Source organism: Streptomyces sp. NPDC087300 (genome assembly GCF_044744425.1).
Taxonomy (GTDB): domain Bacteria; phylum Actinomycetota; class Actinomycetes; order Streptomycetales; family Streptomycetaceae; genus Streptomyces.
Genome location: NZ_JBIUYI010000001.1, coordinates 209,442 through 234,561 on the forward strand (window position 1 = coordinate 209,442; position 25,120 = coordinate 234,561).

Here is a 25,120-nt window from a genome sequence, read left to right on the forward strand (position 1 = left end):
TGGCGCCCGTGGAGCGGGCGGTGGCTGCGGAACCATCATGATCCGCGGCACCGGGCCGCATAAGGAGGCACTTTCATGTCAGCAGGGCACACCGCGGTAACCACCGGCGGCGCGGCGGACGGTGAGCCGGTGATCAGCTGCGAGACGCCGCAGGAAGAGTGCGGGGTCAGGGACGTCCTCGACCGGCTCGGCGACAAGTGGTCGGTGTACGTGGTGGTCGAACTCGCCTCGGGCGTCCTGCGGTTCAAGGAGTTGCAGCGCAGGATCCACGGCGGGATATCGCAGCGGATGCTCACCCTGACCGTGCGCCGCCTGGAGCGCGACGGTCTGGTGAAGCGGACGGTGTACCCGACGATTCCGCCGCAGGTCGAGTACGAGCTGACCGAGATGGGGCACAGCCTCACCCATCTGGTGAAGGAGCTGGCCGACTGGTCGATCGCTCACCGGCCCGCGATCGCGAACGCCCGCGCCTCCTACGACGAGGCTCAGGACGCATAGGCGCGGACGGCTCGCCCGCTCCCCCACGCGGCCGCTCCTCCGATCCCCTTCGAGACCGCCGTCCCCCGCGCCACCGAGAAACGGCCGGGCGGGCCGGCCGGGACCCGCCCCGAAGGGTGTCCCGACCGGCCCGCCCGGCCTCCCCGTACTCGGGGGTTATCGGCGCGTCGGCGTCAGCGCACGCTCTCCAGCTCCCGCTCCTGCGGGGTGCCGGAGTTCATGTCGTCGCCGAGGTTCTTGTGGAGCTTCTCGCCCTCCACGTCGACGTTCGGCAGGATCTTGTTCAGCCAGCCCGGCAGCCACCAGGCGGACTTGCCGAGCAGTGCGAGCACCGCGGGCACGATGGCCATCCGGACCACGAAGGCGTCGAAGAGGACGGCGATGGCGAGACCGAAGCCCATCATCTTGATCATGTCGTCGTTCTCCATGATGAAGCCGGAGAAGACGCTGATCATGATGATCGCGGCCGCCGCGACGACCCGGCCGCCGTGCGTGAAGCCGGTGACGACCGCCTCGTCGGCGCGCGCCCCGTGGACGTACGCCTCACGCATCCGCGTCACGAGGAAGACCTCGTAGTCCATCGCGAGACCGAACACCACGCCGATCATGAAGATCGGCATCATGCTCATGATCGGTCCCGGCTGGTCGACGCCCACGATGTCCGCGAGCCAGCCCCACTGGAAGACCGCCACGACGGCGCCGAGCGCGGCGGCCACCGAGAGCAGGAAGCCGAGCGCGGCCTTGAGCGGCACGAGGACCGAGCGGAAGACCAGCATCAGGAGCAGGAACGCCAGGCCTACGACGAGGGCGAGGTAGGGCAGCAGCGCGTCGTTCAGGGTCTGCGAGAAGTCGATGGTCATCGCGGTCTGGCCGGTGACCAGGACGTCGGACCCCGTGTCGGCCCCGACGCCGTCGGCGGTCGAGCGGAGCGACTTGACCACTTCTTCGGTCTTGTGGTCGCTCGGCCCGGTCTTCGGGACGACGTTCAGGATCGCGGTGTCGCCCGCCTTGTTGGGCTGGGCGGGGGTGACGGCGGCGACGCCGTCGACCTTGGCGAGCGATTCGCCGACCGTCTTGGCCGCGGCCGCCACGTCGGCGTCCTTGCTGACGGTGACCATCAGGGGACCGTTGAAGCCCGCGCCGAAGGACTCGGACAGCATGTCGTACGCCTTGCGCTGGGTGGTGTCCGGCGCGGAGGTGCCCTCGTCGGGCAGGCCCAGCTCCAGGCTCGCGGCCGGCACGGCCACGGCGCCGAGGCCGACGACGGCGACGAGCAGCACGGAGAGCGGGTGGCGCAGCACGAAGCGGGACCAGCGGGTGCCGAGCTTCGGCTTGGCGTGCGGGTCGAGCAGCGCGCCCGCCGGCTTCTTGCGGTCCTTGCGGCTCAGCACCTTGCGGCCCGCGAAGCCGAGCAGCGCGGGGATCATGGTGAGCGCGATGAGGACGGCGATCACGACGGTGCCCGCCGCGGCGAGGCCCATCTTCGTGAGGATCGGGATGTTGACGACCGCGAGGCCGGAGAGGGCGACGACGACGGTGAGACCGGCGAACACCACGGCGGATCCCGCGGTTCCGGTGGCCCGGCCCGCCGCTTCCTCCGGTTCGCGGCCCTCGGCGAGTTCCGCCCGGTAGCGGGAGACGATGAAGAGGGCGTAGTCGATGCCGACCGCGAGGCCGATCATCATCGCCAGGGTCGACGTCGTGCTGGAGAGGTCGAGGAGGCTGCCGAGGGCTCCGATGGCGGAGATGCCGATGCCGACGCCGATGATGGCGGTGAGCAGCGGCATGCCCGCGGCCACCAGCGAGCCGAAGGTCAGCACGAGGACGACGGCGGAGATCGCGATGCCGACCAGTTCGGCGCTGCCGCCCATCTCCTGCTCGGCCATCACGGCGTCGCCGCCGGTCTCGACCTTGAGGCCCGCGTCACGGGTCTGGTCGGTGGCCTTGGTCAGCGCGTCGTGCGACTTGTCGGTGAGCTCGGTGGCGGCCACCTTGTAGGTGACCGAGGCGTAGGCGGTGGTGCCGTCCTTGCTGACGGTCTTCGCCTTGTACGGGTCGGCGACGCTCGCGACCTGCGACCCCTTGCCGATGGCCGCGATCATCTTCTCGACCTCGGCCTTGGGCTTCGCCGAAGTGATCTTCTCGCCCTCGGGGGCGCGGATGACGACGCGGGCGCTCGCGCCTTCGGCGCTGGCCTCGGGGAAGCGCTTCTCCAGGACGTCGAAGGCCTTCTGGGACTCCGTTCCCGGCATCGAGAAGGTGTCGGAGGGCGGGGTGGGAGCGGCCGAGGCGGCGACACTCGCACCGACGAGCAGTGCTATCCAGAGCAGCGCCACATAGCGGCGCCGCCGGAAGGCGAGTCGGCCTAGTTTGTACAGGAACGTAGCCACGGCGAAAGGGACTCCCGTCGGGTTCGGCAGGCAGGGGCGACCTCCCGGCGGTGCCATCGGTGCACGTCAGGAGGTCCAGCAGGATTCCCCTCCATCGTCACTGCCGATGTGGTGCGGCAAGTCAGCCTGCGAGCCGGACTCTTGGCCCACGGTCGCTGTACTGCGCCGCGCGAGGTGTCATCCTCCGGGAGGAGAGGGGATCGCCCCGTCTAGGCCACAAGGTGCAGGCACGTGTCAACACTTTCGACGTCATCAGCCCGGAATCTTTGGATCCCTTTCACCGCCCGCCCTTGGCGCCGCTGGCCTGCCGCCCTCCCGCGAGCCCTCACGGGACCCGCTGCGGGAGGGCGGCGGGGTCCGGTCAGCCCGCGACGTACTCGCGCAGGTGCTGGGCGGTGACGGTGTCGCCGTCCGCGACGAGTTCGGCGGGCGTCCCGGTGAAGACGACGCGGCCGCCGTCGTGGCCGCCGCCGGGCCCCAGGTCGATGATCCAGTCGGCGTGCGCCATGACGGCCTGGTGGTGCTCGATGACGACCACCGAGTTGCCGTCGTCGACGAGCCGGTCGAGCAGGGCGAGGAGCTTGTCGACGTCGGCCAGGTGCAGTCCGGTGGTCGGTTCGTCCAGGACGTACGTCGAGGACTTCTCGGCCATGTGAATGGCCAGTTTCAGCCGCTGGCGCTCGCCGCCCGAGAGGGTGTTGAGCGGCTGACCCAGGCGCAGATAGCCGAGGCCGACGTCGGCGAGCCGGCTCAGGATGGTGTGCGCCTGCCCGGTGGGGAAGAAGTCGTACGCCTCGGCGACCGACATCCCGAGGACCTCGCTGATGTTCTTGCCGCGCAGCCGGTAGGTGAGCACCTCGGCGGTGAAGCGCTCGCCGTCGCACTTCTCGCACACGGAGGCGACCCCGGCCATCATCGCCAGGTCGGTGTAGAGCAGCCCGAGCCCGTTGCAGGCCGGGCAAGCGCCCTCCGAGTTGGCGCTGAAGAGGGCCGCCTTGACGCCGTTGGCCTTGGCGAACGCGGTGCGGATCGGGCCGAGCAGTCCGGTGTACGTGGCCGGATTCGAGCGGCGCGAACCGCGGATCGGCGACTGGTCGGCGACCACCACCCCTTCCCTGCCGGAGAGGTAGCCGTGGATCAGTGAGCTCTTGCCGGAGCCCGCGACTCCGGTCACCACCGTGAGCACGCCGAGCGGCACGTCGACCTCGACGTCCTTGAGGTTGTGCCGGTCGGCACCCTTGACGGACAGCTGCCCCTTGGGCGTGCGCACGGTGTCGCGCAGCTCGGCGCGGTGGCCCAGATGGCGCCCGGTGAGCGTGCCGGACGCGCGCAGGCCCGGCACGTCGCCGCTGTAACAGACCCGGCCGCCCGCCTCGCCCGCGCCGGGGCCGATGTCGACGACGTGGTCGGCCCGCTCGATGACCTCGGGCTTGTGCTCGACGACGAGCACCGTGTTGCCCTTGTCGCGCAGCCGCAGGAGCAGATCGTTCATGCGGCGGATGTCGTGCGGGTGCAGCCCGATCGTCGGTTCGTCGAAGACGTACGTCACGTCGGTGATGCTGGAGCCGAGGTGGCGGACCATCTTCACGCGCTGCGCCTCGCCGCCGGAGAGCGAGCCCGATGTGCGGTCCAGGCTCAGATAGCCGAGCCCGATCTCGACGAGCGACTCCAGGAGTTCGCGCAGGCTCGCTATCAGCGGGGCGACGGCCGGGTCGTCGAGGCCCCTGACGAACTCGGCCAGGTCCCTGATCTCCATCGCCGAGCATTCGGCGATGTTGAGCCCCCCGATCCTGGAGGAGAGCGCGGCCGCGGAGAGTCTGGTGCCTTCGCAGACGGAGCACCGCGCGAAGACCACGGCGCGGTCCACGAAGGTCTTGATGTGCGGCTGCAGCGATTCCCGGTCCTTGGCGAGCCAGGTCCGCTGCATCTTGGCGATCAGGCCCTCGTAGGTGAAGCCATTGGACCCCACCTTCACCTTGACCGGCGCCTTGTGCAGGAGGTCGGCCCACTCCTGCTCGGTGAAGTCTCTCAGCTTCTTGTCGGGGTCGTGGAAGCCGGAGTTGACCATGATCTGCCAACTCCAGGAGTCCACCGCGTAGTACGGCACGGCGATCGCGCCCTCGTTCAGCGAGAGCCCGCGGTCCACGACCTGGTCGACGTCGACGGTGGAGACCTCGCCGGTGCCCTCGCACTCGGGGCACATCCCGTCGGGCAGGTTGAAGCTGAAGGCTCCCGACGTGCCGATGTTCGGCACGCCGAGGCGGCTGAAGATGATCCGCAACATGGTGTACGCGTCGGTGGCGGTGCCCACTGTGGAGCGCGAGTTGGCGCCCATCCGCTCCTGGTCGACGACGATCGCGGCGCTGAGATTGCGCAGCGCGTCGACGTCGGGGCGCCCCTGGCTCGGCATGAACGACTGGATGAACGCCGTGTAGGTCTCGTTGATCAGACGCTGCGACTCGGCGGCGATGGTGCCGAAGACGAGCGAGGACTTACCGGATCCCGAGACTCCGGTGAAGACGGTGAGCCGCCGCTTGGGGATGTCGACGGAGACGTCCCTGAGGTTGTTCTCGCGGGCTCCGCGCACCTGGATGACGTGGTGGCTGTCGGCGGGGATGGCCGTCACTGAGCACTCCTTGTCGATGGGGCGAAGGAAAAGAGTACACCGTACTCAGTTTTCTTCCCGACTCCATGGAGGCGCGAACATCACGGCCCGTGGCCGCACCCCGGCCGCCCCCACCAGACTGGTCCCATGCACTCCGAACAGATCGACGCCTACCTGCGGCGCATCCGCGCCGACCGCCCCGCCGCGCCCACCGCGCGCGCCCTGCACGACCTGCACCTCGCGCACCTGCGGGCCGTCCCCTTCGAGAACCTCTCCATCCACCTCGGCGAGAACATCGAACTCACCGAGAAGGCCCTGGTGACGAAGGTCGTGGAGGCGGGCAGGGGCGGCTTCTGCTACGAGCTCAACGGCGCGTTCGGCGCCCTGCTCGGCGCGCTCGGCTTCGGCGTCACGCTGCTCCAGGCCCGGGTGTGCGACGACGCGGGACAGCCCGGCATCCCGTACGACCACCTGGCGCTGCGCGTCCGTACCGAGGACGGCGGCGACTGGCTGGCGGACGTCGGGTTCGGCACGCACAGCCACCTGCCGCTTGCCTTCGGCGAACGCGGCGAGCAGAACGATCCGGGCGGCCGCTTCCTTCTGGAGGACGCCCCGGAGGGCGATCTGCGGGTCAGCATGGACGGCAAGCCCCAGTACCTCCTGGAGACCCGCCCGCGCGAGCTCGCCGACTTCCGGATCGGCGCCTGGTACCACCGCACCTCGCCCGCATCGCACTTCACCCGGTCCCTGGTCTGCTCCCTGCTCACCGGGAACGGCCGCGTCACCCTCGGCGGGCGCACGCTCACCACCACCATGGACGGCGAGCGCCAGGTCACCGAGCTGGCATCGGAGGCGGAGGTGCTCGCGGCGTACGACCGGCACTTCGGCATCCGGCTCGACCGGGAGCCGGTCGTCGGCGGAACCGGCTGACGTGTGGCGATGAGTTCCGGGCGGTGCGACGGTCCTAACTGAGAGCGGACAGGACCGCCGCTCCGACGACAGGAGAGAGCCATGCCCCGGATCACGCCCAACCTCTGGTTCGACACCCAGAGCGAAGACGCCGCCAAGTTCTACGTCTCGGTCTTCCCGAACTCGGAGATCAAGAACATCTCGTACTACGGGGAGGGCAGCCCGCGCCCCGCGGGATCCGTCCTGACGGTGGAGTTCGAGCTCGACGGCACCCCGTACCTGGCGCTCAACGGCGGTCCCGAGTTCACCTTCGACGAGGCGGTCTCCTTCTCCATCGACTGCGCCGACCAGGACGAGGTCGACTACTACTGGGCCAAGCTGTCCGAGGGCGGCGAGGAGGGCCCCTGCGGGTGGCTGAAGGACAAGTTCGGACTGTCCTGGCAGGTCGTGCCCGCGGCCCTGCCCGAGCTCCTCGCGGACCCGGACCCGGAGCGCGCACAGCGCGCCATGCAGGCGATGTTCGGGATGAAGAAGCTCGACGTGGCCGCGCTCAGGGCGGCGGCCGACGGCAAGGCGTAGGCACTGCCTGGGCAGGGCGCCCGGGCGGAGCCTCGGCACGGTGGCGAGAGGCCGAATTGGCACACGGCCGCGGCGGGTGATTGGCCCAGTCGCGGCCGTCCCCCACTGCATACCTTCGACGCGTCGGACCAGGGGCGGCCGCACGGCCGCCGACCAGGGGGAGCGTCGTGTCGATTCGTATCCATGTGCCGCCGGGGGCACCGCGTGTGCTCGCCGCCGCGCAGCTGAGCAACTCCGTCGGCGACGGCGCCTACTACGTGGCGTCGGCGCTGTACTTCACCCGCGTCGTGGGCCTGTCCCCCACCCAGATCGGCCTGGGCCTGACGGTCGCCTGGGCGATCGGCTCGGTGGCGGGGGTGCCGCTCGGCGCGCTCGCCGACCGGCGCGGCCCGCGCGGCACGTCCGTGCTGCTCGCGCTCGCCACCTGCGCCGCGGTCGCCACGTTCCTCTTCATCCGCTCCTTCCCGCTGTTCCTCGTCGCGACGGTCGGGTACGCCGTGGCCCAGTGCGGTCTCGCCGCGGCCCGGCAGGCGCTGCTCGCGGGACTCGTGGCACCCGCCGACCGCACGGGCATCCTGGCCCATCTCCAGTCGACGCTCAACGCGGGTCTCGCCGTCGGCGCGGCCCTCGGCGGTCTGGCGCTGCGCTTCGACACCGCGGCGGCCTACCGCGCGGTGTTCGCGATGGACGCGGCGGGCTTCCTGCTCTGCGCGCTGGTGCTGCTCCGGCTGCCCTCGGTGGCGAGGACCCCGGCCGCGCGCGCCAGCGGCGAGCCCCGGCTCGCGGTGCTCCGTGACCGCCCGTACGCCGTGATCACTCTGCTCAACGCGGTGCTCCTGCTGCGCATGCCGCTGCTGAGCCTGGCGATTCCGCTGTGGATCGTGGAGCGCACGCGGGCGCCCGGCTGGCTGGTGTCCGCGCTGTTCGTCCTCAACACCCTTGCCGTGATGGCCTACCAGGTCAGGATGGCCCGTGGCGTCACCGGGCCGCGCACGGCCGTCGGCGCCGTGCGCCGCTCCGGGCTCGTCATGTTCGTCGCGTGCGCGGTCTTCGCGCTGTCGGCCGCCGGCCTCTCGCCGTGGGCGGCCGCCGCGGTCCTGGTCGCGGGCGCGGTGCTGCAGGTGATCGCCGAGATGCAGCAGTCCGCGGGCTCGTGGCAGATCGGCTTCGCGCTGGCCCCCGCCCATCAAGTAGGCCAATACCAGGGCTTCTTCGGCACGGGCGTGCCGCTCGCCCGCACGCTCGGCCCGCTGCTGCTGACCTGGCTCCTGGTCGTGTGGGGCATGCCGGGCTGGCTGCTGCTCGGTGCCGTCTTCCTGGCGGCCTCGCTGGCCATGGGGCCCGCCGTGCGCTGGGCGGAGCGAGCGGGGGCGGAGCGGCCGGAGGCGCCTCCGGCGCGCGCGTCGGCAGCGGTGACGCACCCCGCCCTGAGGGTCGGCACGGCCGAAAAGAGGGACGCGGCCGGGTGTGATCGCTAGGCTGCGCTGAGTGACGAAAGTAATCACGGCCGTGCAGCGCAGGCTCCTGGTTCTGATGCTCGGCTGCTACGTACTCGCGGGCCTCTGCCCCGCCCCCGGCGAGGCGCTGCGCGCGCTGGCCTTCCGGATCCCGGTCGGTACGGCGGGCACGGCCGAACTGACGCTGCCCATGGCGCTCTTGGCGGTCATGCTGTTCAACGCCGGGCTCGGCGTCCGCATCACCGATCTGCGCGTCGTGCTGCGCCAGCCCTGGCGGCTGACCCTCGGCATCGCGGCCAACGCCCTGCTCCCCGTGCTGCTGCTCCCCTGTGTCGCGCTGGCCCTGCGGGGCTGGCCCGACCGGGCCGAGACCGAGGGTCTCGTCGTCGGGCTCCTGCTGGTCCTCGCGATGCCGATCGCGGGCGGCGCCGTGTCCTGGGGGCAGAACGCCGGGGGCAACGTCCCGTTGGTCGTCGCGATGGTGCTCGGCTCCACGCTGCTCAGTCCGCTCACCGTTCCCCTCGGCATGCAGCTGACCGGCCACTTGGTCGGCCCCTACGGCGCGGGCGCCCTGGACGACACGACGACGCTGGACACGGTCGCAAGGACCGGGGCGGGGCTGTTCGCGCTGGTGTCCGTGGTGCTGCCCTGTCTTGCCGGCATCGCCGTGCGGACCGTACTGGGCGAGGATCGGGCCCGTGCGACGCTGCCCACGGTCAAGGCCCTCAACCTCCTCAACATCCTGGCGCTCTGCTACATCAACGCCTCGGGCGCGCTGGGCCAGGCGCTCGCCCATCCCGACCCGGACCTCCTGGCGGCGGCGATCGCGCTGTCCGGCGCGGTGTGCTGTCTGACCTTCTGCTGCGGCCGGTGGCTGTCCCGCTGGACGCGGTGCGACCGGCCCGACGGCATCTCCCTGACCTTCGCCGCCGGCATGAACAACAGCAGCGCGGCGGCGGTTCTCGCCGCCGGGTCGTTCACCCATCGCGCCGCGGTACTGCTGCCGATCCTCTCCTACAGCCTGCTCCAGAAGCTGGCGGCGGGCACGGCGGGACGACCGCCCCGGCGCCCTCCGGCCGTCAACGCCGCCGGTCCTGGCGGGAAGTGAGCAGCGCCCCGCCGCACGCGACGACCACCAGCGCCATGGCGAGCCACTGGACGAGGCCCAACGACTGCCCCAGGACCAGCAGTCCGGCCAGCGCCGCCGCGGGCGGCGCGAGGCTCATCAGGACGGAGAAGACGACGGGCGCGATCGTGCGCAGGGCGATGAGTTCGGCGGCGGTGGGCACGACCGAGGAGAGCACGGCCACCGCGAGGACGAGGCCGACGTCCCCCGGCTCCGGCAGGGTCACCCGCCCGAACGCCAGACTCACCGGCACGCTCGCCGTGGCGGCGACCGTCATCGCGACCGCCAGCCCGTCGAGCCGCTCGAAGCGCGCGCCCGTCCGGGCGCTGAGACGGATGTAGCAGGCCCACAGCGCCCCGGCGCAGAGCGCGAACACCACTCCGGTGGGGGCGAGTCCGCTGAAGCCGTCCTTGCCGAGCAGGAACACGCCGACGAGGGCCAGCAGCGCCCACAGCGGGTCGGCGGCGCGCCGGGAGCCGAGCAGCGTGAGGGTCAGCGGGCCGAGCAGCTCCAGGGTGACGGTCGGCCCCAGCGGCATGCGCAGGATCGCCAGGTAGAAGCAGCTGTTCCAGGCGCACAGCGTCAGACCGAGCAGCCCCGCCACCGCCCAGTCTCCGGAGGCGCGCCCCCGCAGAGTGGGGCGGCAGAGCACGAGCAGCAGGACCGCGGAGACGGTGAGGCGCAGGACGAGTACGCCCCAGACGCCCACTCTGGGGATCAGCAGGGCGGCCGCCGCCGACCCGAACTGCACGGCCACATCGGCGCCGAGGAGGAGGGCGAGGGCGCTTCCCCTGCCCCGGACGGGTGCCTCGTGCTCGCTGAAATCGGTGGCGCCCATTTCGTCACGCCCGCCCGCACTCGAAGACACGCCCGTCCGCACACATAGTCACGCCCGTCCGATGGTGGTGAACCCGCGAGTCGAGGCCCCGGCAAAGGGGAATTCGGTGACGGCTGCGACTGAGGATGGCATGGACATGTGTTGGGGCTGATGACACTATCTGACGGATGGTCGACGACAGTAGAAAACATTCCTCGATCTGGCGCAATCGCGAATTCCTGCTGTTATGGAGCGGGCAGACGGTCAGCGAGATGGGGACGCAGATCACCGTCCTCGCCCTGCCGTTGGTCGCCGTCGTGCTGCTGGATGCCACCCCGTTCCAGGTCGGCCTGCTGGCCGCCGCGGAGACGAGCGCGTACCTCCTGGTCGCCCTGCCGGCCGGAGCCATCGTGGACCGGGTCGCCAAGCGACGGCTGATGATCTGGTGCGACGTCGGACTCTTCCTGGTCATCGGCTCGGTGCCGCTGGCCCACATGCTCGACACCCTGACCCTCGTCCACCTCTACGCCGTCGCGCTGGTCTCCAGCGTGCTGTCCGTCTTCTTCGCGGTGGCCTACCAGGCCTATCTGCCCGCGGTCCTCGAACACAGCCAACTCCTCGACGGCAACGGCAAGATCGCCGCCTCCCGTTCGGTCGCCCAGGTCGCCGGGCCCAGCTCGGGCGCCGGCCTGGTGACGCTGGTCGGCGCGGCGGGGGCGATGGCGGCCGACGCCGTCTCCTTCGCGCTGTCGGCGACCGCGCTCTCGGCGATCCGCACCCCCGAACCGCGCCGCAAGGCCGATCCCGGGCCGCGGCCGACGATGCGCTCCCAGATCCGCGAGGGGCTCGACTACGTCCTGCGCGACCGCATCCTGCGCAACTCGGTGGCCTTCAACGGCACCGCCAACTTCTTCGTGATCATCGTGGAGACCCTGGGTCCGGTGTTCCTGATCCGCACGCTCCACCTGCGCCCCGGCCTGGTCGGGCTGCTCCTCGCGCTCGGGGCCGTCGGCGGGGTCGCGGGCGGTGTGGCGGCGCGGCACCTCGCGCGGAAGTTCGGCTCCGCCCGCATCAGCTGGATCTCGATGACCATCCTGTCCCTGCCCGGTCTGCTCATCCCGATGGCCGGATCCGGCTGGTGGGTGCTGCTGTTCGGCTTCGGCTGGATCTCGTGGACCTTCTCCTCCACGGTCGCGGGCATCTCGCTGACCAGTTACCGGCAGGCCGCCTGCCCGCCGGAGCTGCTCGGCCGGGTCAGCGCGGCGGCGCGCTGGATCACCTGGGGAACCCTGCCGGTCGGCGGCCTGGTGGGCGGCGGACTCGCCACCGTCTTCGGCGTCCAGACCACCTTGTGGATCGCCGTCATCGGTGGTTGCTGCGCGGGCCTCTGGCTGTTCTTCTCGCCCCTGCGGGGCATGCGCGACATTCCTCTCAACGAGCCCGAGCCCCGGGTCAAGGCCGAATCCGAAACGGTGGCCGAAAAGCCGTAGGACGAACGCGTCAATAGCACCACGCGTCATTTCGCCATCGGATAGGGGAACCAATGATCCCGCTTTCCTACGCCCAGCGCCGACTGTGGTTTCTGTCCCGACTCCAAGAACACGGTTCCGCCTACAACGTGCCGCTGGCACTGCGCCTGACCGGACGCCTCGACCGCGACGCGCTGGTTCTGGCGTTCGGCGATGTCGTCGAGCGGCACGAGGTGCTGCGCACCGGCTATCTGGAGGTCGACGGCGAGCCCTACCAGCAGGTACGGGAGGGCGAGCGGGCCCGGCCCGTGTTCCTGGTGCGCGAGGGCGATCCGGCGCGGCTGACCGAGGACCTCGACACCGCGGTCCGTCACGTCTTCGACCTCGACACCGAACTCCCCGTCGGCTGCGAGCTGTTCGTGTACGGCGAGAGCGACCACCTGCTGCTCGTCCTCTCCCACCACATCGCGGCCGACGGCTGGTCGGTCGGCCCGTTGACCACCGATCTGGCCACGGCGTACGAGGCGCGCTGCGCGGGCGAGGCGCCGGACTGGGAGGAGCCGCTGCCCGCGCAGTACGCGGACTACGTGGAGTGGCAGCGCGACTTCCTGGGCGATCCGGAGGACCAGGACAGCCTCCAGGCACGGCAGTTGCGCTACTGGACGTCCGCGCTGAGCGGGCTGCCGCCCGAGCTCGAGCTGCCCTACGACCGGCCGCGTCCCGTCGTGTCGGCCCACAGCGCGGGCAGCATCCAGTTCCGGCTCGGCACGGCCGTGCAGGCCCGTCTGGTCGCGCTGGCCAAGGAGAGCGGGGCGACGCTCTTCATGGTGCTCCAGGCCGCGGTCGCGGCGCTGTTCGCCCGGCTCGGCGCGGGCCGGGACATACCGCTGGGCTCGGCCGTCGCGGGCCGCACCGAGGAGGAGTTCGACGAGCTCGTCGGGTTCTTCGTGAACACCGTCGTCCTCCGTGCCGACCTCTCGGGGGACCCGACCTTCCGGGAGCTGATCGACCGCGTCCGCGCGTCCGACCTCGCGGCCTACGAGCACCAGGACCTGCCGTTCGAGCGGCTGGTGGAGGCGGTCAACCCCGACCGGTCGCTCGGCAGGCACCCGCTCTTCCAGACGATGCTGACCTTCGAGGTCCGCTCCACCGCGCCCTGGCGCCTCGGCGCCGTCGAGGCGACGCCGGTGGAGACGGTGACCAGCGCCACCAAGTTCGACCTGCTGTTCCAGCTGGAGGAGGAGTACGGGGCGGGCGGCGCGCCGCAGGGCATCCGCTGCGTCGTCGACTACGACACCGAGCTGTTCGACCGCGGCACGGTCGAGTCCATGGCGTCCCGGCTCGTCCGGCTCATCAACACGGTGGTGGCCGACCCGGACGTCCCGGTCCACGGCATCGATCTGCTGGACGCCGCCGAGCGCAGGGGGCTGCTGGCCGACCGGGGCGGCGTCGGGGACGACACCCGTCCCGGCGCCGATGCCGCGGCGGCCTCCGTGGCCGCACTCGTGGAGCGACAGGCCGCGCGCACTCCCGGGCTGCCCGCGGTCCGGTGCGGCGATGAGGTGCTCGATTACGCGGAACTCAACGCGCGGGCCAACCGGCTCGCCCGCCGCCTGGTGGAGTTCGGCGTGGGTCCGGAGGACGTGGTGGCCGTCGCCGTGGACAGGTCGGCCGAACTGCTGGTCGCCCTGCTCGCCGTGGGCAAGGCCGGCGGCGCCTACCTGCCCGTCGACGCGGACTATCCGGCCGAGCGCGTCTCCTTCATGCTGGCCGACGCGCGGGCGGCACTGCTGCTCACCACCACATCGGCGCGGTCCGCGCTGCCGGATGTCGACGTGCCCGTGTGGCACCTCGACCAGCCCGCTCCCCCGGCGCCCGGCGCCGACGCCGACCTCACGGACGACGACCGACGTACCCCGCTGAGCGGCCTCCACCCGGCGTACGTCATCTACACCTCAGGGTCCACGGGAAGGCCCAAGGGCGTCGTCGTCACGCACCGCTCGATGATCGACTACCTCGCCTGGATAGCCCAGGAGTACCCCGGTGCGCGCGGGGTCGCCCTCCAGCACTCGTCGGTCTCCTTCGACATCTCCATCACCGCCCTGTTCACCCCGCTGATCCTGGGCGGCTGCGTCCTCGTCGCACCGCTGGAGCACGATCCCCGGCTTGAGGCGTGGCTGGCGGAGCACCCCTGCACCCTGCTCATCGCGACCCCCAGCCACCTGGCGCTGTTCGACGCCCTGCCCCCGGTGTTCCTGCCCACGGAGGATCTGCTGCTCGCCGGTGAGCCGCTCGCCGCGGAGGCGCTCGAACTGTCCCGGCGCAGGCGTCCCGGCGTCCGGACCCACAACTTGTACGGCCCCACCGAGATCACGGTCGCCTGCACCGAGCACCGCATCGAGCCGGGGCGTCGACTGGCGCCGGGCCAGGTGCCGATCGGCGCCCGGCAGCCGGGCAACCGCCTCTACGTCCTCGACGACCGGCTGCGTCCCGTCCCGGTGGGAGTGAAGGGCGAGTTGTACGTGGGCGGGGACGGTGTGGCGCGCGGCTATCTGCGTCGCCCCGGCCTGACCGCGCACCGGTTCGTGGCCGATCCGTGGGGCCCGGCGGGCTCGCGGATGTACCGCACCGGAGACGTGGTCAGGTGGCGGGCGGACGGCGACATCGAGTTCCTGGGCCGTACCGACGACCAGGTGAAGGTCCGCGGTTTCCGCATCGAACTCGGCGACGTCGAGGCCGCGTTGACGGAACACCCCGCGGTGGCCCGTGCGGTGGTCACCACGCGCGCCGCGTCCCCCGGGGACGTACGCCTCGTCGGCTACGTCGTCCCCGCCGACGGCACCCGCCCCGACCCGGCGGAACTGCGCCGGTTCGCGGAGCGCACCCTGCCGGGCCACATGGTGCCCGCCGCGCTGATCGTGATCGGCGAGGTGCCCCTGACGGCCAACGGCAAGGTCGACCGCGCGGCCCTGCCCCGACCGGAGTTCGGCACGTCCGCCCCCGCCCGCGCCCCGCACGGAGCCACCGAGGAGCTGCTCGCCGGGCTCTTCGCGGCCGAGCTGGGGGTAGCGGCCGTGGGGGCCGACGAGAACTTCTTCCGGCTCGGCGGCCACTCGCTGCTCGCGGCCCGCCTGGTCGGCAGGATCCGCTCCGCCACCGGTCACCAGCTGGGGATCAGGGCCCTGTTCGAGGCGCCCACCGTGGCGGAACTCGCGCTGCGCCTCACGGACGGGAGCGGACGTCAGGAGCCCGGTGAGTCCGACGCCTTCCGGACCGTGCTGCCGCTGCGCGCCACCGGACAGGGCCCCGCGCTGTTCTGCGCCCACCCCGGCGGCGGCCTCGCCTGGTGCTACTCCGCGCTGCTCGCCCACCTCGCGCCCGACCACCCGATCCATGGGGTGCAGGCGCGCGGCATCTCCCCGGAGGCCGAACTCCCCGCCGACATCGAGGAGATGGCGGCGGAGTACGTGGAGCGGCTGCGCGAGGTCCAGCCTGCCGGTCCCTACCACCTCCTCGGCTGGTCGTTCGGCGGCCTGGTCGCCCATGCGATGGCGGTCCTCCTCCAGGAGCAGGGCGAGGAGGTGCCGTTGCTGTGCGTGCTGGACGGCTACCCCGGTGACGTGGAGCTGTTCGCGCAGGACGCCGGTTCCGATCCGGCGGCCGGGAAGGAGGAGGCGCTCGCCGCGATCTCAGAGGCCCTCGGCGTGGACGTCGCGTCGCCGGACGCCGCGGAGCGCGGCGCGGCCCTCGGTCTCACGGAGTCCCGCATCGCCGCCATGGTCAAGGTCTTCGAGCACAACCGCGAACTCGCGAGGACCTTCGACCCCAAGCCGTTCCGCGGCCCGCTGCTGTTCGTGACCGCGGCCCGCGACCGGGGCGACGGACTGCCGTCCGCCGCCGAGGCCTGGGGGCCCTACGTGGAAGGACCCGTCGAGGACGTCCGGCTCGACTGCACGCACCACCAGTTGCTGTCGGCCGACAACGCCCGCGCGGTCGCCGAGCTGGTGTCCCGGCGACTGCGCGTCACCCCCTGACCGTCACCGCGCGTCGGCGGCCGGCAGCAGCGCCAGGTGTTCGGTCCACACGAGCCGGAACCGCAGCGCGGTGGAGACGACCGCCTGGCGCAGCCAGTTCCCGCCGGAACGGCCCGACGACGGCTGCTGGTTGCGCACGCCGAGCTTCTGCCCGGCGATGTACTCGATGTGGAAGTTGACCGCCGCCGGGCTGATCTTGCGGCAGGAGGCGAGGGGGCTCAGCCTGCGGACGATCTCCGCGGTGCTGGGGATGGCCACCGTGGCGGGCGTGCGCAACTGGGGCTCGCACAGCGCGACGAGGACCAGGAAGTACTTGGACCGGGGGTCGAGGGCGAACGCCGGGTCCACCTGCTCGCCGGGTTCGGCGTCGGCGGCGTACGGCTGGGTCGCGTACGCGTTGGCCGGGGTCGGCGCGCTCACCGACAGGTACGTCGAGCCGGTGGCGGACGGCAGGCTGATCCTGGCGTGCGCGAACGGGACGGGCATGTCGAGGCGGCCCGGCGGCACGCAGACGTATTCGCCGCCGCCCTCCTCGTTCTCCACCACGTAGGTGCGGGCCCTGCTGAGGTTGGTGATGAACCACAGTCCGTCCTCGGCGGCCCGGATCCGGCCCGCGATGGGTTCGCCCGTCGGGTCGTCGACGCGGATGTCGGCCGGGGCCCCGGTCAGGCCCCGCCCGAAGGTGACCTCCTGGTTGCTGTGCACCTCGACGGCCTTGGCGTCAACGCCGGGCAGAGCGATGCGCAGGTCGGACGAACTGGCCCCCAGGTCCGGCTGTGTGTCCGGGGCGGGCCCGGGTTCCTGGTCCTGCCCTGTCTTCTCTTCCGCGCGGCGCGGGCCCGGCCGTCGGTCGGCCGTCAGACCGATCCGTAGATGGGACAGCCCCTGGAGGAAGTTGGAAGGGCGTCGGACGGCGTCGCCGACGACCTCGAACTCCGCGATCCGTTCGATCGCGGCCGCCAGCACGCACTTCACCTCGAGGCGGGTCAGCGTGGCGCCGACGCAGTAGTGGGGCCCCGCGCCGAAGGCGATGTGCGGATTGGGACGGCGGTCGATCCGGAAGGTGTCGGGGTCGGCGAAGACCCGTTCGTCACGGTTGCAGGACGGATACCAGACGGCGACCCGGTCGCCCTCGGCGATCCTGACGTCACCGAGCACCGTGTCCTCGGCCGCGGTGCGCAGGGCGTGCAGGGCCGGTGAGGTCCACCGCAGGATCTCCTCCACCGCCGAGTCGACCAGGCCCGGATCGTCCCTGAGCCGCCGCCACACCTCCGGCCGCCGGGCGAACATCAGCAGGGCACCGGCCAGCGCGTGCGAGGTGGTCTCCAGGCCGCCGTTCATCAGGCCGTCGCAGTTGAGCAGGATCTCGTCGTCGGTCAACGGGACGCCGTCCGGGGCGGCTTCGGCGAGCGCGGAGACGATGTCGTCGCCCGGCTCCTCCCTGCGCAGGTCGAGCAGATCGCCGAAGTGACCGAAGATCCGTGTGTGCGCCTCGGTGCGGGCGGCCTCGCCCCGTGGTCCGGGGTCGGAGTCGTCGAAGGCGGCCTCCATCGTGCGAGCCAGGTCGTCCTGGTCCTCCTCCGGAACGCCCAGCAGGTCGAAGAGGGCCCATCGTGGTACCTCCCCGGTGAGTTCGGCGATCGCGTCGAAGGCGGTGCCGCGCGCCAGCAGGGCGTCGAGGCGCTCTTCGACGCGGGCGCCGAGCGTGGGCACCAAAGCGGCGACCGAGCGGGCGTTGAACCAGGCCTGGTGCACCCCGCGAAGCCGCCGGTGCTCGACGCCGTCGGAGACGACGAGCATGCGCCCCGCCGCGGCCCGTACGCCCGCGGGGTTGGCCTGCAACCGCATCCCCTGGACCGAGACGAAGCTCGTGGGGCGCCGGATCACCTCGGAGCCCTCGGCGTGGGTCACGACCGACCAGAAGCCGCCGGCCAGCTCCGACTCCGTCCACGCCACCGGATGTTCGGCGCGGGCCCGCCGCCACATTTCCAGATGGGTCTCATCGGTGTACAAGTAGGGGTCGGCGAGGTCCGCATCAGCTCGGCCGGCCGTCCATCGAGGAGTCCGAATTTTCATGGTTTCCTTTCTGGAATCCATATCGTAGCCTCCGGCTATTCGCAATGGGCACCGGCTACCTATAACCCTCCAGGGGTGACACTCACTCAGCGAGCCGTTAGCCTACGTTGAGCGCTTCAACCATCGTCATCCACCAGGCGGTTCTGATGTTCAAGGAAGCCACCCTTTACTCTCCGGTCATCAATAACGAACACGGGCGCGTGTCCGTGATCTTCGCGAAGGACCACCCCGGATACGAGGACCGGCCGTATCAGGAGCACCGGGCCCGCATAGCCGATCTCGCATTAAGGCACAGGACGGGCGAACCGGCACCGGACATTCCTTATACCGAGGCCGAGCACGAGACCTGGCGCACGGTCAGCGGGGAATTGTCCGCCAAGCACCGTGTGCACGCCTGCCGTGAATTCATCGAGGCGACCGAGCTGCTCGACCTGCCGCACGACAGGCTTCCGCAGCTCAGCGAGGTCTCAGCACGCGTGCATCCGCTCACCGGGTTCACCTTCGGCCCGGCCGCGGGGCTCGTGGCACAGCGCGATTTCTACGGCTCGTTGGCGGACCGTAGGTTCCAGGCGACCCAGTACATTCGCCATCCTTCGTTTCCTCGGTTTTCGCCTGAACCGGACATGATCCATGAGGTGGTGGGGCACGGCACACACCTTTCAAGTAATCGATGGGCGACGTTGTACGAACTTCTCGGGAAGACGGTGCGCCGTCTCGAGTCCGACGAGGCGGTCAGCCTCGTGTCCCGGGTCTTCTGGTTCACCATCGAATACGGACTGGTGCGGGAGGACGGCAGAACCAAGGTCTGCGGAGCCAGCCTCCTGTCCTCCTGCGGAGAAATGGACTACTTCCTCGGGGCGGACATCTTCCCGTTCGAAGCGGCGGCCATGGGACGTCAGGGCTATCTGGTGGAGAAATACCAGCCGGTGTTGTTCAGGGCCGAGTCCTTCAACCATTTCGAGGACTTCCTGAGCGATTTCCTGACGAGCATCGACGACGACAGCGAACTGGTCGCGGCGTAGCGGGACCGTCGCGGCACAGCACCAGCGGCAGCGGGGCCCGGTCGTGCCGGTTCACGACCGGCTCCGGCCGGGGGCCCGCGCGGTGGCCGCGGTGGCCGGGCGGCTCGCGGGTGCGAGCACCCGCAGCAGGTTCTCGTGCAGGAGCAACGCGCGGTCGCGGCGGGACACCCCGTCGAAGACCGTCGGCCCGTCGAGCACCTCGTTCATCGTGCGGCGCAGCCCTCCGGACATCCGGCCGAGGGGCCAGTCCGTACCGAAGATCACCTTGTGGTTGATGCCCATCCGGAACAGCCGGTTGAGGTGGTGCGGCCAGCTCGGCAGGGTGGCGGAGCTGGCGAACCCGCCGATGTCCAGGTACACGTTGAGGCGGTGCGCCGCGAGATAGGCCCCCGTCTCCACGTTGGTCACCCCGGCGTGGCCGAGGACGAAATCGACGCCGGGGAAGTCGCGGGCCGCCTGGTCGATGAGGAGCGGATGGGCCAGCTCCGTGTCCAGGCTCGGCACGCTGGGTCCGGTGTGCACGAAGACCGGCAGCGAACGGGCCGCGCACAGCTCGTAGTAGGGGTACAGGCTCCGGTCCGACGGCGAGTATCCGCACGGCGGGTAGAGCTTGATCCCGTCGAAGCCGTAGTCGTCGAGGGCCGTCTCGAAGAACCGGAGGTTGCCGGGGCCGTGCCGGGGGTCGATCCCGATGTAGACCCAGAACCGCTCAGGGTGTCTGAGCCGGATCTCGTGGTGGCGCTCCGCCATCTTCTCCGGGGTCAGCGGGCAGGCCATCCGGTGGCTGAAGTCGGGCACCAGGAGCACCGACCGGTCGATCCCCGCCCGGTCCATCTCGGCGACCAGGCCGTCGGCGAGATGGTCCTGGTGCTGAGCCTGGTAGCTGTCCGCGATGCGGCCCGGGTCCGGCGCGGGGCCGTGTGCGGAGAGCCGGCTGTGGACGTTCTCCGCCACCCCTTCGACGAAGGCCGAGGGGACGAAGTCGGTGGATGCCACATGGCAGTGGCCGTCGTAGACGATCACCGCAAGCAGTGCTCCACCAGGCCGCGGATACTGACGCCGTCACCCGGTTCGAAGGTCGCGTAGTCGAACTCCCGGTCGCTGCGCTCCTCCAGATAGGAGATGAGGCCCACCAGCGCCATCGAGTCGAGCAGCCCGGAGTGGGTCAGCTCCGTCTCGGCCTTGACCTCGGCGACGTCCACCTCCCCCTCGTTCCAGTTCTCCACCCACGCGACGAGATCCTTCTCCACCGCCGAGACGTCCTCGGTCATGGTCGACCACCCCTTTGCTCCGCGGATTTCCGCCCCATGAGGCGGAGGCTGTTGCCGCTCATGATCATTTTTCGCTCGGCCTCCCGTAGCCCGGCCACGGCCGGTGCTCCGCGCGAGAACTCCTTCACCAGGCCCCCGAGCGACTCCGAGAGGCGGAAGGAGGGCCAGCAGGTGCCGAAGAGGATCTTGTGCGAGATCCCGGCCCTGAAGAGCCGGTTGACGTGGGTCTGCCAGCCGTCGGCGCTGAGCACCGAGTGGAACTGGCTGATGTCCAGGTGCACGTTGGGCCGGTGCGCGCAGAGGTAGGCGGCCTCGTCGACGTGGGTGACCCCGCCGTGCCCGAGGATGAAGTCGACGCCGGGGAAGTCCCTGGCCGCCCGGTCCACGAGCAGCGGGCTGCCGAAGGTGAAGTCCAGCGGCCCCCAGCCGGGTCCCGTGTGGGTGAGCACCGGGATGCCGTAGTGGTCGCAGCGCTCGAAGTACGGGTACAGGCGCGGGTCGCTCGGCTCGTATCCGCAGGGCGGGTAGAGCTTCATCCCGACGAATCCGTACTCGTTCACGCACCGCTCGAAGAGGTCGATGCCGTCCTGTCCGCCGCGCGGGTCGACGCCCCAGAAGACGTGGAAGCGGCCGGGGTGCCGGCGGTTCACCCGGTCGTGCAGCGCGGCCAGTTCGGGCTGGGACAGCGCGCAGTCGGCCACGTGCGAGTAGTCGGGCGCGATGAGGAAGGCCTGGTCGACGCCCGCCTCGTCCATCTCGGCGACCAGCTGGTCCGCGTCGTCGTCCGCGTACAGGGAGAAGACCTGGTTGCGTACGCGGCTGAGGCGGCCGCCGAGTCCGTAGGCGTCGAGCCGGTGGTGGACGTTGGCGGCCTGGTGCTCGACGAAGGAACGCGGGATGGCGAGCAGGCTGCCCAGGTTGACCTGTGCGTCGACGATCGGGTGGGCGGCGGCCGCCGCGGGCTCCGGGGTCACCGCGCCTCCGTCCCTTCGGCGGCGGCGCCGCGCACGGTGTCGGCGAAGTACCGCGCCACGGTGGCCCGGCTCAGCTTCAGATTGCCCGTCATGAAGCGTGCGTCGGAGCGCAGTTCGCGCGCGGAGAAGATCACGGAGACGACCCGCTGATGGGTGTCGAGCCCGCGGTTGACCTCCTCGACCCGCGCGCGCACCTTGGCGGGCAGTGCGGCGTCCTCGGGGTCGGTGGTGGTGACGACGGCGCCGAGCCTGCCGGTCTCGGGGGTGGGCACCACGATGATCTCCGCGATGCCCTCGATCCCGGCGAAGGCGTCCTCGATCTGGGCGGGGTGCACCTTGCGCCCGCTGCCCAGGACGATCACGTCCTTCTTGCGTCCGATGAGGGTGAGGAAGCCGTCGTCGTCGAGCACGCCGAAGTCGCCGGTGGCGATGCTCCCGTCGGGGCGGTACGTCTCGTCGGCCCCGTCGTCGGGAAGCTCGAAGTAGCCGCTGCTCTGGGGCGCGGGGCGCTTCAGGATGACCTCGCCGTCGTCGAGGAACCGGACGTGGCCGGTGTCCAGGAGCCTGCCGACGGTGCCGAGCCGGTGCGCGTCCTCGGTGTTCCAGGCCACCATGCCGGTCTCGTTCAGACCGTAGACCTCCAGGAGTGGCACGTCCCTCGCCCAGAACGCGTCGAGCGTCTCCCGTCTGATGGGGGCCATGCCCGTGATCAGAAAGCGGACGGCGCCGCCCAGGAACTCGCCGAGCGTGCTCGTGCCGCCGGACTTCAGATACAGCTGGAGCGCCGTGTCGTAGAAGACCGGCGGGCCGATCAGGAAGGTGGGCCGTTCGCTGCGGATCGCCTGGAAGACGCGCTGGTAGGGGGCGATCGTCAGGTCGGCGCCGAGCCACAGACAGCAGTAGAGGGACATCCGCTGCTGGTAGTTGGAGAGCGGCAGGAAGATCAGATGACTGTCGCTCGGGGTGAGGTGGTACGTCTCGATGAACTGGTTGATCACGTACTCGGAGCCCGGGGCGGTGATGTTCAGCCCCTTCAGCTTGCCCGAGGTGCCCGAGGAGTAGACGAGGCTGTGGACCTGGTCGCGGTCCACGCGTCCGGCCGTGCCGGGCACGACGTCGGGGCCGGGCAGCGCGTCGGGGGCGATCACCGCGGGGCAGTCGGCCGCCGGGACGTCGGTGATCAGCAGGGCGAGCTCGTGCCGGGCGACGAACGCGGCCGGGTCCGCTATCTCGGTGTCGTCGGGGAACGCCTTGACGACCGCGCCGCGCATCAGCGTCGCGAGGTCCCACAGTGCCCAGTCGATGCTGCTGGGCGCGCGGATGCCGACGACGTGTCCCGGCTCCACGCCGGCCGCCGCCAACCGCTCCGCGCGCTCCGTGGCGAGCTCGTGAAGCCGGCTGTAGGTGAGGACGCGCCGCTTGCCCGAGAGGTCGATCTCGGTCAGCCGCGCGTCGGTGTGCTCGCGGTAGCGCTCGCCGAGCTCCGCGATGGTCATGCTCACGCGTTCTCCAACTCCTTCTCCAGACGGGCCAGCAGATGGGTGAGGCGGTCCTCGGCGAACAGGGCGATCCGGCCGCCGAGCATCTCCTCGTAGCCACCGCTGCCGGTGTCCCAGGCGACCCGGATCTCGACCGTGCAGCCGCCGTCGGGCGCCGGGCGCACCACCGCGGTGCGGACGAGCTCCTGCCACAGCCAGCACGGGTCCGCCCGCGACGCGACGCCGTCCTCGCCCCGTTCGACCCGGTCGGACCAGACCACCTCGTCCTGCCCGATCCGGCCGCTGAACTCCTCCTCGGAGCCCTGCCGGTCGGCCCGGGTGTCCAGGGCGAACGGGTCGAGGAGCCGCGGCCGTTCGTGCAGCAGCCGCAGCACGTCGTCGGCGGGGCGCGCCAGGGTGACGGTGCGGGTGAGCGGGGACAGTGCCGCCGTCGGACGTACGCTCCCCCGGGCCGCGTCGGCCTCGGCGAGGACGCCTTCCAGGACGCTGAGCACCCGTTCGAGGTCCTCGTCGGAGATGACAAGCGGCGGCTGGACGCGCAGCACCTTGGGGTTGTAGAGCGAGTACGTGGAGGTCACGCCCTCCTCGATGAGCCGGCCGAGGACCAGCCCGGTCAGGGCGTCGTCGCGCAGTTCGATGCCGTGCATCATGCCGACGCCCCGGTGCTCCGCGATCACCTCCGGGTAGCGCTCGGCGGCGGCGGAGAGGCGGGCCGCGATCCTGTCCCCCTTGGCGCGGATGCCGGCGAGGAAGTCCTCGTCCGACGCGATGTCGATGGTCTCCAGGCCGACCCGGCAGGCGAGCGGGTTGCCGCCGAGGCTGGAGCCGAAGGTGGAGGGCAGCTCGCGCAGGACCTCCCAGACCGCCTCGGTGCCCACCACGGCGGAGAGCGCGAGCATGCCGCCGCCGAACGCCTTGCCGAGGCAGAGCAGGTCCGGGGTGATGCCGTACCGCTGGTAGGCGAAGAAGGTGCCGCACCGGCCGAACGCGGTCTGCATCTCGTCGAGTACGAGCAGCGCGCCCGCCTCGGTGCACAGGCGGCGGACCTCGCGCAGGTAGCCGGGCGGCGGCGGGACGACTCCGGCCTCCGCCTGGACGGGTTCGAGGAGCACGGCGGCCACGGTGTCGTCCAGGGCCTCGGCGAGCGCGTCGAGGTCCCCGAAGGGCACCTGCTGGAACTCTGACATCAGGGGGCCGAGGCTGGCCTGGTGTTCGGGCCGGGCGGCCGCGCCGAGGGTGGCGAAGGTCTTGCCGTGGAAGCAGCCGAGCGCGCTGATGAACCGGGGCCGGCCGGTGGCCGCCCTGGCCAGTTTCAGCGCGTTGTCGATGGTCTCGCCGCCGCCGTTGGCGAGATAGGCGAACGGCAGCTCCTGGCCGGTGAGTTCGGCGAGCCGCTCGGTGAGGCGGATCCCCACCTCCTCGAACATGATCTTGCTGCTGTTGAGCACCCCGGAGTCGAGCTGCTCGCGGATCGCGGCGATGATCCGGGGGTGGGAGTAGCCGAGCGACTGGTTGCCGTACTGGTCGAACATGGCCAGGAAGGACTGTCCGGAGTCGTCGAGGACGGTGGATCCGGAACCCACGCCCTGGACCCCGCACCCCATGACGAAGGCCATCTTGGCGTAGGTGGGGTGGTTGTGGGCCGCCTTAGCCTCGGCCAGTACCTGCCGGTATGTCCGCATACTCGGAGGATCCCCTCGCATAGGCGTCGAAGTCCTGGAAGAAGTACCTGCGCAGCCCGTTGCCCTCGGCGCCCAGCTTCTTGCACAGGCGCACCGCCTCCGGCACGTCGAGGGCGGCCACCATGCTCAGCGGCGCGCCGGTGAAGCGCGGGTCCTGGTAGGGCCCGTGGACCGGTACGAAACCGATGTCGGTGTAGAAGTCACGCAGCTTGCCGTCGAGGTCGTCGATGAAGAAGTCGCCCAGGATGCACGTCACTTGATGCGTCTGGACGCTGTGGACCAGCGCCTCGCGCATCAGCCGCATGCCGATCTTCTGGTTGCGCGCGTCCGGCAGCGTCATCAGATGGCCGAACTCCACGAGGCGGTGCCCCGCGCGCAGGGCACCGATGTCGGCGACGTCCTCGCACGGCAGTCCCGCCTGCGAGTCCGGGACGATCTTTATCGTGCCGACCGCTTCGGCTCCGGCGTACGCGAGGAGGTAGTACGCCTGGGCGTCGAACTTGTCGAAGGTGTCGGCGGTCTGCGAGGTGTCGCTGAGCCGCTCCTGGTCCTGCACGTACACCGCTTCCCGCAGCCGCAGCACATCCGCGTCCTGAGCCGGTGTGCGCGCCCTGCGGAAGGTGATGTCGTCGGGCATGGTCCCTTCCTTCCGTCCGTCGATCCGTCCGTCCACGTTCTTGAGTCCGTGCTCGCACGTGCGGGTGCTACTTGC

18 protein-coding genes are annotated in these 25,120 nt (G+C 70.9%); 8 read left to right on the forward strand and 10 right to left on the reverse strand.

What is annotated here, in order from left to right; all coding sequences use genetic code 11:
• Window positions 1-75 precede the first annotated feature (75 nt).
• Entirely contained in the window at window positions 76-498 is a 423-nt protein-coding gene (locus ACIO9J_RS00825) for a winged helix-turn-helix transcriptional regulator (protein ID WP_401990375.1), read from the forward strand.
• A gap of 173 nt (window positions 499-671) precedes the next feature.
• Here the strand turns inward: ACIO9J_RS00825 and ACIO9J_RS00830 are convergent, their stop codons facing one another.
• Window positions 672-2,888, reverse strand: coding sequence for an MMPL family transporter (locus ACIO9J_RS00830; protein WP_401990378.1), 2,217 nt, complete (start codon window positions 2,886-2,888; stop codon window positions 672-674).
• A gap of 361 nt (window positions 2,889-3,249) precedes the next feature.
• Window positions 3,250-5,514, reverse strand: coding sequence for an ATP-binding cassette domain-containing protein (locus ACIO9J_RS00835; RefSeq protein WP_401990381.1), 2,265 nt, complete (start codon window positions 5,512-5,514; stop codon window positions 3,250-3,252).
• 126 nt (window positions 5,515-5,640) lie between these two features.
• Between ACIO9J_RS00835 and ACIO9J_RS00840 the strand changes: the two genes are divergently transcribed.
• The 4 genes from ACIO9J_RS00840 (at window position 5,641) to ACIO9J_RS00855 (ending at window position 9,546) form a co-directional block, all read left to right on the forward strand.
• Entirely contained in the window at window positions 5,641-6,423 is a 783-nt protein-coding gene (locus ACIO9J_RS00840; protein WP_401990384.1) for an arylamine N-acetyltransferase, read from the forward strand.
• A gap of 81 nt (window positions 6,424-6,504) precedes the next feature.
• The gene (locus tag ACIO9J_RS00845; protein ID WP_401990387.1) at window positions 6,505-6,981 is read left to right on the forward strand and encodes a VOC family protein; all 477 of its coding nucleotides are present in this window, start codon (window positions 6,505-6,507) and stop codon (window positions 6,979-6,981) included.
• Window positions 6,982-7,148: 167 nt separating this feature from the next.
• Window positions 7,149-8,459 (forward strand): MFS transporter, encoded by a 1,311-nt coding sequence (locus ACIO9J_RS00850; RefSeq protein ID WP_401990389.1) that lies wholly within the window; start codon window positions 7,149-7,151, stop codon window positions 8,457-8,459.
• A gap of 10 nt (window positions 8,460-8,469) precedes the next feature.
• Window positions 8,470-9,546 (forward strand): bile acid:sodium symporter family protein, encoded by a 1,077-nt coding sequence (locus tag ACIO9J_RS00855; RefSeq protein ID WP_401990392.1) that lies wholly within the window; start codon window positions 8,470-8,472, stop codon window positions 9,544-9,546.
• Here ACIO9J_RS00855 and ACIO9J_RS00860 read toward each other — a convergent pair.
• The gene (locus tag ACIO9J_RS00860) at window positions 9,518-10,402 is read right to left on the reverse strand and encodes an EamA family transporter (protein ID WP_401990395.1); all 885 of its coding nucleotides are present in this window, start codon (window positions 10,400-10,402) and stop codon (window positions 9,518-9,520) included. The two genes, ACIO9J_RS00855 and ACIO9J_RS00860, sit on opposite strands and share 29 nt — an antisense overlap.
• Window positions 10,403-10,569: 167 nt before the next feature.
• Here ACIO9J_RS00860 and ACIO9J_RS00865 point away from each other — a divergent pair, with 167 nt between their 5' ends.
• Window positions 10,570-11,871: an MFS transporter gene (locus ACIO9J_RS00865; protein WP_401990398.1), complete on the forward strand. Its 1,302-nt coding sequence runs from the start codon at window positions 10,570-10,572 to the stop codon at window positions 11,869-11,871.
• 53 nt (window positions 11,872-11,924) lie between these two features.
• Window positions 11,925-15,884, forward strand: coding sequence for an amino acid adenylation domain-containing protein (locus tag ACIO9J_RS00870; protein WP_401990401.1), 3,960 nt, complete (start codon window positions 11,925-11,927; stop codon window positions 15,882-15,884).
• 3 nt (window positions 15,885-15,887) lie between these two features.
• On the opposite strand, the gene ACIO9J_RS00875 is transcribed toward ACIO9J_RS00870, so the two are convergent.
• Window positions 15,888-17,960 (reverse strand): cytochrome P450, encoded by a 2,073-nt coding sequence (locus ACIO9J_RS00875; protein ID WP_401990404.1) that lies wholly within the window; start codon window positions 17,958-17,960, stop codon window positions 15,888-15,890.
• A gap of 107 nt (window positions 17,961-18,067) precedes the next feature.
• On the opposite strand from ACIO9J_RS00875, the gene ACIO9J_RS00880 reads away from it, so the two are divergent.
• Entirely contained in the window at window positions 18,068-18,982 is a 915-nt protein-coding gene (locus ACIO9J_RS00880; protein ID WP_401990407.1) for a phenylalanine 4-monooxygenase, read from the forward strand.
• A 51-nt stretch (window positions 18,983-19,033) separates the two neighbouring features.
• Here the strand turns inward: ACIO9J_RS00880 and ACIO9J_RS00885 are convergent, their stop codons facing one another.
• From ACIO9J_RS00885 to ACIO9J_RS00910, 6 genes are read right to left on the reverse strand one after another with little or no spacing between them, the layout of a single operon-like run.
• Window positions 19,034-20,005 (reverse strand): amidohydrolase family protein, encoded by a 972-nt coding sequence (locus ACIO9J_RS00885; protein ID WP_401990410.1) that lies wholly within the window; start codon window positions 20,003-20,005, stop codon window positions 19,034-19,036.
• Window positions 20,002-20,253: a hypothetical protein gene (locus ACIO9J_RS00890; RefSeq protein ID WP_401990413.1), complete on the reverse strand. Its 252-nt coding sequence runs from the start codon at window positions 20,251-20,253 to the stop codon at window positions 20,002-20,004. The genes ACIO9J_RS00885 and ACIO9J_RS00890 overlap by 4 nt, the downstream gene beginning before the upstream one ends.
• Window positions 20,250-21,227: an amidohydrolase family protein gene (locus ACIO9J_RS00895; RefSeq protein ID WP_401990416.1), complete on the reverse strand. Its 978-nt coding sequence runs from the start codon at window positions 21,225-21,227 to the stop codon at window positions 20,250-20,252. The genes ACIO9J_RS00890 and ACIO9J_RS00895 overlap by 4 nt, the downstream gene beginning before the upstream one ends.
• Entirely contained in the window at window positions 21,224-22,723 is a 1,500-nt protein-coding gene (locus ACIO9J_RS00900) for an AMP-binding protein (RefSeq protein WP_401992978.1), read from the reverse strand. Before ACIO9J_RS00900 ends, ACIO9J_RS00895 begins: the two co-directional genes overlap by 4 nt.
• A gap of 2 nt (window positions 22,724-22,725) precedes the next feature.
• Window positions 22,726-24,408 (reverse strand): aspartate aminotransferase family protein, encoded by a 1,683-nt coding sequence (locus ACIO9J_RS00905; protein WP_401990419.1) that lies wholly within the window; start codon window positions 24,406-24,408, stop codon window positions 22,726-22,728.
• Entirely contained in the window at window positions 24,374-25,045 is a 672-nt protein-coding gene (locus ACIO9J_RS00910) for a GNAT family N-acetyltransferase (RefSeq protein ID WP_401990422.1), read from the reverse strand. Before ACIO9J_RS00910 ends, ACIO9J_RS00905 begins: the two co-directional genes overlap by 35 nt.
• Window positions 25,046-25,120 lie beyond the last annotated feature (75 nt).

What these genes read in the sequence shown, in the direction of transcription:
- ACIO9J_RS00900 (WP_401992978.1), bottom strand. Translation starts at nt 22,723, where the DNA reads ATGACCATCGCGGAGCTCGGCGAGCGCTACCGCGAGCACACCGACGCG.
- ACIO9J_RS00825 (WP_401990375.1), top strand. Translation starts at nt 76, where the DNA reads ATGTCAGCAGGGCACACCGCGGTAACCACCGGCGGCGCGGCGGACGGT.
- ACIO9J_RS00840 (WP_401990384.1), top strand. Translation starts at nt 5,641, where the DNA reads ATGCACTCCGAACAGATCGACGCCTACCTGCGGCGCATCCGCGCCGAC.
- ACIO9J_RS00875 (WP_401990404.1), bottom strand. Translation starts at nt 17,960, where the DNA reads ATGAAAATTCGGACTCCTCGATGGACGGCCGGCCGAGCTGATGCGGAC.
- ACIO9J_RS00905 (WP_401990419.1), bottom strand. Translation starts at nt 24,408, where the DNA reads ATGCGGACATACCGGCAGGTACTGGCCGAGGCTAAGGCGGCCCACAAC.
- ACIO9J_RS00870 (WP_401990401.1), top strand. Translation starts at nt 11,925, where the DNA reads ATGATCCCGCTTTCCTACGCCCAGCGCCGACTGTGGTTTCTGTCCCGA.
- ACIO9J_RS00910 (WP_401990422.1), bottom strand. Translation starts at nt 25,045, where the DNA reads ATGCCCGACGACATCACCTTCCGCAGGGCGCGCACACCGGCTCAGGAC.
- ACIO9J_RS00865 (WP_401990398.1), top strand. Translation starts at nt 10,570, where the DNA reads ATGGTCGACGACAGTAGAAAACATTCCTCGATCTGGCGCAATCGCGAA.
- ACIO9J_RS00890 (WP_401990413.1), bottom strand. Translation starts at nt 20,253, where the DNA reads ATGACCGAGGACGTCTCGGCGGTGGAGAAGGATCTCGTCGCGTGGGTG.
- ACIO9J_RS00860 (WP_401990395.1), bottom strand. Translation starts at nt 10,402, where the DNA reads ATGGGCGCCACCGATTTCAGCGAGCACGAGGCACCCGTCCGGGGCAGG.
- ACIO9J_RS00845 (WP_401990387.1), top strand. Translation starts at nt 6,505, where the DNA reads ATGCCCCGGATCACGCCCAACCTCTGGTTCGACACCCAGAGCGAAGAC.